Here is a 12,127-nt window from a genome sequence, read left to right on the forward strand (position 1 = left end):
TAGCTACATTACAGAACCTGTATTTAAAGCCATAGTACAAGGATATTTTAATTAAGTCTTCAGTGGCTTCTTTTTCATTTCTACATACAAATCTTTTTACTGCTTGTTTCATATTGTCATAAACTATTTCCCTATGAACACCCCCAATGTGATTAAAACACTTTACATGAATATCTAAGAAATTCTCCATCTTTTGATTATGGTAAAGCCTTGCATAATGGTATGAACCTTTTGCAGTTGTGAAAAGTCCCATGTTTAAGGTAGTATTTTTCCCATTAATGGTAAGCTTAACTTCACCCCAATCAAATTCTAATACTTCTCCTAAAGTATATTCTTGCCTAACATATGCTTCTTTTTGTTCATAAGTTTCTTTTATGTAGTTGCAGACTGTTGTATATCCAATATCATATCCCTTATCTATTAAGGCTTCATGTACGTCTATCTTTTTCATTAGTTGCTTAGCTCTTCCCAGCTCTTTATTTCTTTCATTTAGCAAGATAAGCTTATCTATCTCTTCCATTACCTCATCTGTTAATTTTACTTTTTTCCTGTTACTAGTATCATATTTAGGTTTAGATGCCATTTCTTCAATTAAAAGAAGTATTTCAGCTTTATTTCTTTCTTCGCCTTTTGCTAATTCTTGCAATCTTTCATTTTTAGATTGAAATTCCTTAATGTATTTTTGTACTGTGGTTCTTGAAATACCAAGCTCTTTACTTATTGCCCTTTGTGACTTATTTTCTCTGAAATATTTTAGTAATATTTCTGCTTTCTGGTCCAGTGTTATCACCTTCCATCTCCCCCTAAAAAACATTCATAGGGGTATTATATTTTAAAGGTGGACCAGTTTTCAACTGAAATGGTGGACCACTTTTAGATTAACATAAACAAAAGATGAATATCGTGGTAGAGGTTTAGGTAAAAAGTTATTATTTGAAGCGGAAAGAATAGGTATGGATAACGGGTGTACAAAAGCCTTCCTAACTACTATGAATTTCCAATAAAAACCATTTATTTCAAATATGGGAATAGAGTGGTTTATGTTCAAAAGGAATACCCTATAATAAATGAGAAGTATTACATGGAAAAGACATTAAATTACAGACAAAACATAAAGTAGAAAATCTGCACTCTTGCATTATAGAAAAATAATTCACATTATTGATATTATATGTATCAAAAGATTATAATCAAATCTATTAACAAGTTTTGAGATTTGTGAAAAAGAAAGGACATATTTTGTATATAATATGTTCCTTTCTTTTGTTTTTCAATATTTTTTAAACTAGGTCATGATAAAGTTATCTCCTAGTTTTTTTCATCTATTATAGACAGCAAATCAAAGAACCCTGATAGAGTTGAAAACAACAAGTCTATCTGATAAAATAATAACAAAGATTGGCATGGGGGAGAATTTTGTAAGGAATTTAAAATATTTATAAAGGGGTGATTAGCCTTGAAAAGAAATTTATTGTTTCCCCTGACATGTATAGCATTAATAATAGCAATACTTATTCTTCAATTTCCCTTATTACCATCACTAGGAGTTAAAAGTGAAAAAAGGTATAGGCCTGGTACATATAAAGCAAAGGGTATTGGAAGAGATGGAGATGTGGTTGTAGAAGTTACTTTTACATCCGATAGGATTAAATCGGTTAAAGTAGTAGAACATCATGATTTGGCAGGGATCGGTGATTTGGCAGTAGAAGAGATTCCTAAGAGGATTGTATCAGAGCAGAGTATAGCGGTAGATGTCATAAGTGGTGCTACCTTTACAAGTACTGCTATTTTGAGAGCAGTTGAAGATTGTGTAAGACAGGCGGGTGGAAATTTAGATACTTTAATAAAGAGAAAAACTGATGATAAACCTCCCGAAGTTGAAGTGCTAGAATACGATATAGTAGTTGTTGGAGCAGGTGCAGCTGGAACTGCTGCTGCATTAGCTGCAAGCGAGAGGAATGATAGCGTATTATTACTAGAAAAAACAGCTAGACCAATGGGTGCTAGTGTATTTGCAGGAGGGTTGTTTGCTGCTGATAGCTCTTTGCAGAAAAAAGCAGGAAAAACGGTAGATAAGAAATGGCTTTTTGACCAGTATATGAAGGCTTCATCTGGATATATGAATTCTATATTAGTCCGCACAATAATTGAAGAATCGGGTAAAACGGTAGATTGGTTGATTGAAAATGGATGTGAATTGAATTTAGTTGATGCAGGGACCGGAGGAAGTTATGCTCATGTAGGTATGCCAGCTACTCTTCATGGCTATAAAGAGGGAGGAAGAGTTGCAATTGAAAAATTAATAGAATCCTTCAAAAAGAATGGTGGCCATGTGATGTTTTCAACTCCTGCTAAAGAGCTTATGAAAGATAGCGAAGGAAATATTAAAGGGATTGTAGCTGAGAAGGAAGACGGAACTATACTTGAGATATATGCTAAAGCTGTAATATTGGCTACTGGAGGATTTGGTGGAAATGAAGAGATGATGAAAAAATATTTTGGAGACAAATATACATTAGGTGAAATTACACAGAATGTTGGTGACGGCATTAGGATGGCTTGGGATGTTGGTGCAGATGAATATGGAACTTCCACTGCTCAGTATTTTTGGCAGAAATTTACACAAAGTGATGTAAAGGCATTAACCAATGTTCTAGGTTATGATTATATGTCCCTTACAGATTTTACATTTTATCCTCATTTGAGAGTAAATACATTAGGTCAACGTTTTTCTGATGAAACAATGGCCAGCAACTTTGTAATTCACGGAGCACAAATTCATATGCAACCTAATCAGACGGAATTCATAATTTTAGATACCAGTGTATTAAAGCAAATTGCAGAAAAGGGATATGCTTCTGTAGAGGAGCATTATGGAATATGGAAGGACAATCGCCAGTTTTTTATGGAATTTAATATGCCAACGGACACAGATGAGTTGATCAAATGGGAAAATACTCCAATAGATTATACTCCCCTTCTTGATGCTGCAGTAGGGACTGGTGTAGTATTTAAAGGGAATACATTAAAAGAATTAGCTAAAAATATGGGTGTAGATGCTAATAGGTTTATTGAAAGTGTCAATCAATATAACAAAGCTATAGAAGAGGGTATAGATAATATGTTTTTTGCAGATACGGAACGTCTAATCCCTGTAGTAGAAGGACCATTCTATGCTGTTAAATATGTTGCACGCAATCTGGGTACCCTTGGTGGTGTGAGAATCAATGAAAAGATAGAAGCTATGGATAAAAACGGGAAGCCTATTCCTGGTCTATATGTTGCAGGAGCTGATGCAGGAGGAATGTATGGTAAATCATATGTGGATTTTGAAGGTGGAACCTTGGGTTTTGCATATACATCGGGCAGACTAGCAGGGATAAATTCAGCTGAATATGTTAAAAATTCAAAGCAATAGCTATAGATATTAATTGAATATTTGGGAGACTTAAGGTCTCCTTTATCTTTTGTAAAACATATTGCCAGGTTGATTGCTTGTAGTATTACCCTGCCTATAAAATATGTTAAACTAATATGGGAATAATACTTTTACCATACAATGGGGAGATGATATTTTGCTTAGTGAACGATTACTAAAGGATATAGATTTTATTGTGGAACTGGATAAGATGAAATCTGTATTAAGGCAGACTAGTTTAATTGATAATTCCAAGAGAGAAAATGATGCAGAGCATTCCTGGCATATATCCGTAATGGCTTTAGTTTTGGCTGAATATGCTAATGAGAAAATAGACATTTGTAAGGTAATAAAGATGTTATTGGTACACGATTTAGTGGAAATTTATGCTGGAGATACTTTCTGTTATGATAAACAAGCCAATATGAATAAAAGGGAAAGGGAGTTGAAGGCAGCGGATAAGATATTTGGAATGTTGGATGAAGATAAAGGATCAGAGTTAAGAAGGCTGTGGGAGGAATTTGAAGAGATGAAAACTAAAGAGGCAATATTTGCAGCTTCTATGGATAGACTTCAGCCCTTTTTTAATAACTATTATTCTGGTGGTGGGACTTGGAAAAAATTCAATATCCCAAAAGGTGAAGTTTACAAAAGAATAGCACCATTGAAAGAAGCCTCAGATGAATTGTGGCAAATTGCTATTAACATGATAGAAGATGCCTGTAGAAAAGGATACATTACAGATAACTGACAATGGATAATTTTTAATAAAGTATAATTTATGATACGCAATGCACAATTAAAATTCAATTTATATATTTGGGAAGATAAGCCTTGACTTATGGAATATTCTTGATGCTTCCCGAATCTTGAATAGAGGGGGAGTTCTTCCCAAATATGCTATAGGTAAAGCAACATAAAGTTCACAATTCACAACTACAAAATTAAAAGAGTGGCTTGGCCACTCTTTTTGAACTAGAAAGCTGGTATTACACCGCCATTATAGTTTTCTTCTATGAACTTTCTTACTTTGTCGCTTTGTAGAGCTTTCATCAGTTTAGCAAATTTTTCTTCATTTTCTTCCCCTGTCCTTACAGCTACTATATTGGCATAAGGGGAGTCTTTATCTTCTAATATTAATGCATCCTCAGTAGGTACTAAACTAGCTTCTAAAGCATAGTTTCCATTTATAACTGCAGCGTCTACCTCATTTAATACCCTGGGAAGATAGGCAGCTTCTAGTGGAGTGAATTTTAAATTTTTTGGATTCTCAATTATATCATTTTCAGTAGCAAGAATTCCTGCATCAGGATCTAATTTAATCAATCCGTATTTTTCTAGGAGTAGTAGAGCCCTTCCTCCATTAGTTGGGTCGTTGGGGATGGCAATTTCACTATTATCTTCAAGTTCTTCAATGCTTAAATATTTGACCGAATATAACCCCATTGGTTCTACGTGAACTCCGCCGATGGAAATGATGTCAATATTATTCTCTTCCTTAAAATTATTCATATAAGGTTTATGTTGGAAGAAATTAGCGTCCAATTCATTTTCAGCCAATGCTAAATTTGGCTTAACATAATCATCAAACTCTATAATCTCAAGCTCAATTCCTTCTTCTTTCAAATCATCTACGATCAATTCAACTATTTCCCTATGAGGTTTTGGAGAAACTCCTATTTTAATAACATTATCTGCGCTTTTTTTACTATTACACCCTACTAAAGTTGTTAAAATCAATATAGAGGCTATTGCAATTAATACGAATTTTTTCATTTTAAATTCCTCCTTACTTCTTATTTATAATTGTTGATAATCTATTTCCTATAAATTGTATACCTTGAACTAACAATATGATTACAAAGACTGATGCAATCATAATCCCTGTTTCAAATCTATATAAGCCATATCTGATGGCTAAATTCCCTAATCCGCCGCCACCGATAGCGCCTGCCATAGCGGAATAGCCTATTAGGTTAATTATTGTCAAAGTTATTCCCAGTATCAAGGAAGGTAAGGCTTCTGGAATGAGCACCTTGAATATTATTTCAGGTATGCTTGCTCCCATAGATAGGCTGAACTCAATTATTCCCTTGTCCACTTCCTTTAGAGAAGATTCCATTATCCTAGCTACAAATGGTGCAGCTGCTATGGAAAGAGGCACGATAGTTGCAGTAGTGCCAATACTTTGTCCCACAATTAACTTGGATATGGGAAATACAATAATCATTAAAATAATAAATGGGAAGGAACGCAATATATTAATTATCCCATTTAATATTTGGTTAAGTAAAGGTTTTTCCCATATATTGCCTTTCTCCGTGATAACCAATAGTACTCCTAATGGGAAACCTATTATTAAGGAAAAAAGCGTTGAGAAAAACACCATATATAGAGTTTCAAATAGAGCAGGAATAATTAATTCAGCCATTATATCACCTCCACGCCTACATCTTTACTTTTAAGAAATGCTATTGCATTAACTATTTCTTCATCGCTTCCTGAAAGTTCTAGTATTAAATATCCAGCACTTGTGCTCATCAGTTGATTAATATTACCGGATAATATGTTTACATGGATATTAAATTTTTTGACCATTTGTGAGACAATAGGCTTTTTTGCACTTTTCCCTAAATAGCTTAATCTGATGAGAGTGCCATCATAATTTTCTGGCTTTATCAAGCCGTTATCATCATTTGGATTCAAACTGGAGATGAAGGATTTAGCAGTCTTAGTTTTTGGATTTTTGAATAATTCTTCTACAGTATTCATTTCTATTATCCTACCATCTTCAATAATGGCTACTCGATCGCAAATATCTTTTATAACCTCCATCTGGTGAGTTATTAGTATAATGGTAACATTTAGCTCTTTCCTTATTCTGTTAAGCAATTCCAGTATGGACTTGGTGGTTTTAGGATCTAGTGCTGATGTTCCTTCATCGCTTAATAGTATTTTAGGATTATTGGCCAAAGCTCTTGCAATGGCGACTCTCTGCTTTTGCCCACCACTTAACTGAGAAGGATAAGCATCCCTTTTATCGGAAAGTCCTACATATTCAAGCAATGTATTTACTCTATCGTCAATCACCTTTTTTGGAAGCCTTTCAAGTTCTAAGGGGAATGCAACATTTTTATATACAGTTTTTTGGTTTAATAAATTAAAATGTTGGAATATCATCGCCATATCTTTTCTAGATTTTCTCAAAGCCTTCTTGTCAAGAGAGGTAATGTCTATTCCATCGATGTATATTTTGCCACTAGTGGGCTCTTCCAATCTATTGATGCATCGGATTAGAGTAGACTTTCCTGCACCACTTAAACCGATGATTCCGAATATTTCACCTTCATTTATTTGAAGGCTTATATCCCTTAAAGCCCAGATTTTTTCACCTGAAGTTTCGAAACTTTTGGATAGCTTTTCTATTCGAATCAATGAGAGTCCCCCTTACATTATGTGATGTCATAAAGAATGTACATTCTATTTAATAAAAAAACCTCTATGAAAGATAGAGGTTAAGTAAAAAACCTCTTTACAAGAAAGAGGTCTAATACTCTTTCTTATCTTTCGGTATAACACATACCGCTGGATTTAGCACCTTGTGTACACAGGTTGCCGGGTTTCACTGGGCCAGATCCCTCCACCACTCTTGATAAGAGCATGTTATTAACTTTTATTTAAAACCAATTCTAATACTTAATTCTATATTTGTCAACATCTTTTTTTATAAAATTTAATTTAATTTAATATAAGGAATAATTAATGACAAATTATTCCTTATACTAGCTTATCTTGTATAATTTGGTGGACTTCCTCAGGTGTTTTACCTCTAGCTTCAACAATTGGAACTGGGGGAATTTGACCAGTAGAATCGCTACTTGATAAAACATCTATTCCAGACACAACTATTGCTTTATACTCATCAGAAGTAATGTGTTCTAAATTGGAATTCTTATAAAGGGTATAAACGTCATAGCCTAAACTTTTTAAATGCTCAATAAAAGGTGTTAATGTATTTTCAACTACAATTTTATCTTTCATATTTTCACCTCCATTTAAAATTATTATGTTCTTAAGTCTACTATAATATTTATATTTTTTTTCCATGAATAAATAAAAAGCCCACAAGCCAGAATATTAAATGAAATTAAAATAATTTAAAGAAAGGAGTAACAATATGACCCTTCAAAATCCTATTAATATGGGAAATATAAACCAATTAGAGTTGCAAAATTTAAGGGAAATTATAGGAGTTCATCAGAACATGGTTTCTAAATATGATTTCTATTCCAACCAATGCCACGACCCTCAGCTTAAACAATTGTTTAAAAAATCTAGTCAAGATGCGCAGACTACCGTTACTAATTTCATAAATTCATTAAAATAGGAGGGAATGAAATGCAAGAACGAGATATGGTCAATGATGCTATTACTACTACTAAAGCAAGCATAGAAATGTATAATAAAGCCATAACAGAATGTGCTAATCAGCAGTTAAGAAGCACATTACAACAGTTGAGGAATGAAGCTGAGCAACTACAATACCAGTTATTCCAGATAGCAGAACAAAAAGGTTATTATAAGCCTGCACCTCCGGCTAATTCAAATGATGTTCAGCAGGTAAAATCAGGTCTTACTGGTGGAGGAATGAAATAATTCCCAAATAGCCCTTTCGGGCTATTTCTATTTGTACGAATAATAATCCAAAAAAATATGGTCATACTAATTAAGGGTATAATTGAAAGGTGATTTAGATGATTTCAAAGAGTGTTAGCTTTAACAGAGAAGAGATAACGAAAATTTTCAATAACTCTTGCGATTTCGTTGCCTATGAGTTTGAGACCAGATCTAATATAAGAATATTAATATGCTTCATAGAGGGATTTGTTAATGAGGATTTATTTGATAGGGATATACTTCGTCCTTTAATTTTACAACTTGATGATCCAAAGAATTTAAGAAAGGTAATTTTCACTCCTAAAATTCAAATAGTCAATTCCATGGAAGAGGTAAAAAATGAAATAGTATACGGGAAGGTTGCTATATTTGTTGAAGGTAATGCTAATTGTTATGTAGTCGAATTAACTAAATGGGATAAAAGAATGGTAGAAGAACCAAATTCAGAGGCAGTAGTCAGGGGGCCTAAGGAAGGATTTATAGAGGATATAGAAGTAAATAAGGTATTATTAAGGAGAAAATTGAGAAACAATAACCTGGTCTTTGAAGATTATAAATATGGGAAACAAACCAATACAAAGGTAAGCATAGCTTACATTAAAGGTATTGTTAATGAAGATGTGTTGAAGGAATTAAAAAGGAGATTAGAAAAGATTGACGTAGATTCAATATTAGAAAGTGGTTATATAGAAGAATTAATAGAGGATGATCCATTTTCCTTAATGGGTACGGTTTCCAATGTGGAAAAGCCTGATATTGTGGCTGGAAAACTTCTAGAAGGAAGAGTTGCCATATTAGTTGATGGAACCCCTCATGTGTTGACTGTACCAAGAATACTTGTTGAAGGGATAATGGTTAGTGAAGATTATTATATAAGGCCTTTTTATGCTACTTTTTTAAGACTACTAAGAGGCATTAGCATTTTTATATCAGTCTACTTACCAGGGACATTTGTAGCCTTACAATTATACCATCAGGAAATGATTCCGACAGTTCTTTTGATCAATATGGCAGGTGCAAGAGAAGGGGTACCCTTACCTGTAATGTTAGAAGTATTGATTATGATTTTAGCTTTAGAGTTGATAAAGGAATCGGGATTGAGGTTGCCTAAGAGCGTTGGTACCACAGTGAGCATAGTTGGGGCATTGATATTAGGGCAGGCAGCAGTAGAAGCTGGAGTTGTTAATGCAATAACCTTAATAGTTGTGTCTACAGCAGCAATAGCTGAATTTGTTGTGCCTGGATTTATGGAAGGTATAGTAATATATCGATTATTCATATTATTTCTTGCAGGGCTTATGGGACTTTATGGAATTGCCTGTGGTTTTGTTTTCATAAATATGCAGCTGGTATCCTTAGATTCCTTTGGAGTTCCATATACTTGGCCCATTGCACCTAGAGAATGGGATGGTTTTAAAAAAGATACTTTTGTCAGACTTCCTTTATGGAAGAGACTTTTTAGACCAAGAGCCATTGCAAAGAGGAATGTAAGAAGGCAAATTTCCCCGTGGAGGAAATAGGATATGAGTAGAAAAATTGCCTGTGTTTTACTTCTTATCTTTATAATTTTATTAACGGGCTGTTGGAATGCCAGAGAACTAAATGAATTAGGAATTTCATTGGTAATGGGTTTGGATATTGAAGATAATAAGATATTAATTACTTTAGAAGTTGTGGATCCCTCTTATGCTCAAAAAAGTAGTGGAGGAAAAGAAGGTGGTCCTGTTAAATATGTACAAGGTGTAGGGAATACAATTTTTGAAGCCTTTAGGGATATAACTTTAAAATTTGATAGGAGAATTTTTACATCCCATAATAAGGTCATTATATTTGGGGAAGAATTTGCTAGAAGGGGTTTGGTCAGCCATACGGATCAATTATTTAGGGATAGGGAACAGAGGGAAACTGCCTACATGTTAATTGCCAAAGGAGCAAAAGCCTATGAGGTAATGGGGATTGACAGTGGTTTAGAAGAAATACCAGGTAGCTATATATTAAGACTGGTTCAAAATATAAGGGATAATCCTAAAACTGTAGATGTGAACATAATGGGATATCTTAGAGACCACTACCTAGGTGGACGTCATACAATGGCTGGAGTAGTGGAAAAGATAGAAAGGAAAGGCATAAATGGAGAGGTGAGTAACAGTGAAGATTCAAAATATGAATTGACTGTTATAGGTGCAGCTATCTTTAGAGATGATATATTAGTTGGTTATTTAGATGGAAATGATACTAAATCCCTTAACTTTATTAGGAATAATGTTACCAGTGGATTGATAACATTTCCAACTCTTGGAGGAGTCACAAAGGAAAAGGGATCAGACCCACATCATAGGCATTTAACTTCTATTATATTAATAAAGGTAAAAGCAAAGAATGATGTTGAATTAAAAGATGGCAATATTGGATTAAAGACTAAAATTAAAATTAAGGGTTCTATAGGAGAAGTTGCAGGAGATATTAATGTATATAATGAAAAGGAATTGAAAATGCTAGAAGAGGCTTGTTCTAATACCACTAAGACCGCTATCAGCCAAACCGTCAGGAAGGTACAGCGGGAAATAGGATTAGACATATTTGGGTTTGGCCATGTGTTTCATAGAAAGTATCCTGAAGAATATAAAAAGATTAAGGACCACTGGGATGAAATATTTTCCCAGGCAGACTTTCAAATAGAAGTAGAAACTAATTTAGTAGGGACTGGGCTTATCAATACCCCTATATTTATAGATTAGGAGTAGTATGCTATGTATGATATGAGGGAAAGGAATAAAATATACTATAATCAAGCTCTATTACTATTGATAAATTTTAGAATTATTATGGGCTTAAACAATTTACCCATATTAAGAGTTCCTCCCAGCAACCAAGATGCGTGGATTGTGTTGCTTTTATCTATTCCCTATGTAATAATTTTATCTTTTCCTTTATTATTTTTAAGCAATAAGTTTAGTGATTTGAGCTTAATTGAAATAATAGAAAAATTAATGGGTAAAATATTTGGGAAAATACTTGGGGCCTTTTATATTTTGGTATTTTTATATTATCTCACCATGTTTTCAAGTAATTTTGTAGAAATATTAGATTATTCATTGTTTAGGGAGACACCAACCTGGGCAACCGCTTCTTTATTATTAATAACTTGTGTTTATATAGGCTATAAGGGGCTTAGGAATTTAGCTAGATTTGGGGAGTTTGTAATACCAATAATGATTATAACTATGTTTATATTTGTTATATTAGGTCTTCGCAATTATCAATTCGATTATCTATTTCCAATTTTAAGCGATTCGACCATCAGTCAAATCAACAAAGGTGCTATAATAATAGGTTTAAGGTTTGTAGATATTCTTATAGCTACTATGTTAACCCCTTATTTGGCAAATAAGAAGGAGTTGAACAAGATCTACATTAGGTCAACTCTATTTTCTTTACTAATTATCTTAATCATAGTAATTACTATTCAATGCACATTGGGAACGGAATTTGCTAAAAGAATTAATTTTCCATTTTTGACCTATACAAGACTAATTAACTTTGAGCAGACAATACAGGGTTTTGAATCAATATATATAGTATCTTGGATAATAGGGAACATAATTAGAACTTCAGGATATCTGTTCATTACTTCAGTATCATTAGAGCAGTTTACGGGAATTAGAAATGATAGATTTATAATTCCAATTGCTATTCTAATATTTATTGCTGTACAATTAATAAAGGATAGAAGGCCTGTATTAGGTGTGAATGAGCCCTTTAGTCAAATTACACTGATTATATCGGTTATTTCTATAATACTTATTCCTATAGTGTTGTTAATAGCTTATTTTTTTAGGAAAAATAAATTATAAGGGCATTATTGATTATAGACTGGTATCAATCAGGTCAACAATTATACATTCATCTAACACCGTTTTTTTATTATTTATTTGTAAAGCTATTGGTTTAAATTGCTTGAACAATATCAAGCAATATTGTAGAATATACTAGGTTAGTGATAGGAAATAATTTGTTGGATATGGAGGCTTA

12 protein-coding genes, 1 pseudogene and 1 riboswitch are annotated in these 12,127 nt (G+C 33.3%); of the genes and pseudogenes, 8 read left to right on the forward strand and 5 right to left on the reverse strand.

All coding sequences use genetic code 11. The features are described from left to right. The coding region (locus tag BLV68_RS10475) for a helix-turn-helix domain-containing protein (RefSeq protein WP_159428640.1) at positions 1–790 on the reverse strand (790 nt) is incomplete at its 3' end. A 115-nt stretch (positions 791–905) separates the two neighbouring features. On the opposite strand from BLV68_RS10475, the pseudogene BLV68_RS16335 reads away from it, so the two are divergent. From BLV68_RS16335 to BLV68_RS10490, 3 genes and pseudogenes are all read left to right on the forward strand, one after another. Beyond that, positions 906–1,004: pseudogene (locus tag BLV68_RS16335) on the forward strand (hypothetical protein); the annotation flags it as partial. Between the two features lie 452 nt (positions 1,005–1,456). After that, complete coding sequence (locus BLV68_RS10485; RefSeq protein ID WP_093753585.1) at positions 1,457–3,418, forward strand: FAD-dependent oxidoreductase; 1,962 nt, start codon at positions 1,457–1,459, stop codon at positions 3,416–3,418. 157 nt (positions 3,419–3,575) lie between these two features. Continuing rightward, positions 3,576–4,169, forward strand: a complete 594-nt coding sequence (locus BLV68_RS10490) for an HD domain-containing protein (RefSeq protein WP_093753587.1) — start codon at positions 3,576–3,578, stop codon at positions 4,167–4,169. A gap of 224 nt (positions 4,170–4,393) precedes the next feature. Here the strand turns inward: BLV68_RS10490 and BLV68_RS10495 are convergent, their stop codons facing one another. The 4 genes from BLV68_RS10495 to BLV68_RS10510 all read right to left on the reverse strand — a co-directional run bounded on the left by BLV68_RS10495 (position 4,394) and on the right by BLV68_RS10510 (position 7,459). Beyond that, positions 4,394–5,194, reverse strand: a complete 801-nt coding sequence (locus tag BLV68_RS10495; RefSeq protein WP_093753589.1) for a MetQ/NlpA family ABC transporter substrate-binding protein — start codon at positions 5,192–5,194, stop codon at positions 4,394–4,396. A 13-nt stretch (positions 5,195–5,207) separates the two neighbouring features. Continuing rightward, the gene (locus BLV68_RS10500; RefSeq protein WP_093753591.1) at positions 5,208–5,849 is read right to left on the reverse strand and encodes a methionine ABC transporter permease; all 642 of its coding nucleotides are present in this window, start codon (positions 5,847–5,849) and stop codon (positions 5,208–5,210) included. Continuing rightward, positions 5,849–6,853 carry a methionine ABC transporter ATP-binding protein gene (locus BLV68_RS10505; RefSeq protein WP_093753593.1) on the reverse strand — a complete coding sequence of 335 codons (1,005 nt, stop codon included), beginning with the start codon at positions 6,851–6,853 and terminating at the stop codon, positions 5,849–5,851. Before BLV68_RS10505 ends, BLV68_RS10500 begins: the two co-directional genes overlap by 1 nt. 122 nt (positions 6,854–6,975) lie before the next feature. Then, positions 6,976–7,077, reverse strand: a riboswitch (SAM riboswitch). Between the two features lie 118 nt (positions 7,078–7,195). Next, positions 7,196–7,459 (reverse strand): YkuS family protein, encoded by a 264-nt coding sequence (locus BLV68_RS10510; protein ID WP_159428681.1) that lies wholly within the window; start codon positions 7,457–7,459, stop codon positions 7,196–7,198. A 136-nt stretch (positions 7,460–7,595) separates the two neighbouring features. On the opposite strand from BLV68_RS10510, the gene BLV68_RS10515 reads away from it, so the two are divergent. The 5 genes from BLV68_RS10515 to BLV68_RS10535 all read left to right on the forward strand — a co-directional run bounded on the left by BLV68_RS10515 (position 7,596) and on the right by BLV68_RS10535 (position 11,949). Then, complete coding sequence (locus BLV68_RS10515; RefSeq protein WP_200773756.1) at positions 7,596–7,805, forward strand: hypothetical protein; 210 nt, start codon at positions 7,596–7,598, stop codon at positions 7,803–7,805. A gap of 11 nt (positions 7,806–7,816) precedes the next feature. After that, a complete protein-coding gene (locus BLV68_RS10520; RefSeq protein WP_093753597.1) occupies positions 7,817–8,074 on the forward strand; it encodes a spore coat protein in 258 nt (85 codons plus the stop codon). Between the two features lie 98 nt (positions 8,075–8,172). Further along, positions 8,173–9,615, forward strand: coding sequence for a spore germination protein (locus BLV68_RS10525; protein WP_093753598.1), 1,443 nt, complete (start codon positions 8,173–8,175; stop codon positions 9,613–9,615). A gap of 3 nt (positions 9,616–9,618) precedes the next feature. Next, a complete protein-coding gene (locus BLV68_RS10530) occupies positions 9,619–10,833 on the forward strand; it encodes a Ger(x)C family spore germination protein (RefSeq protein WP_093753600.1) in 1,215 nt (404 codons plus the stop codon). A gap of 12 nt (positions 10,834–10,845) precedes the next feature. Next, on the forward strand, positions 10,846–11,949 hold the full coding sequence (locus tag BLV68_RS10535) for a GerAB/ArcD/ProY family transporter (RefSeq protein WP_093753602.1): 1,104 nt from the start codon (positions 10,846–10,848) through the stop codon (positions 11,947–11,949). Positions 11,950–12,127 lie beyond the last annotated feature (178 nt).

This window comes from Tepidimicrobium xylanilyticum (assembly GCF_900106765.1).
Taxonomy (GTDB): domain Bacteria; phylum Bacillota; class Clostridia; order Tissierellales; family Tepidimicrobiaceae; genus Tepidimicrobium; species Tepidimicrobium xylanilyticum.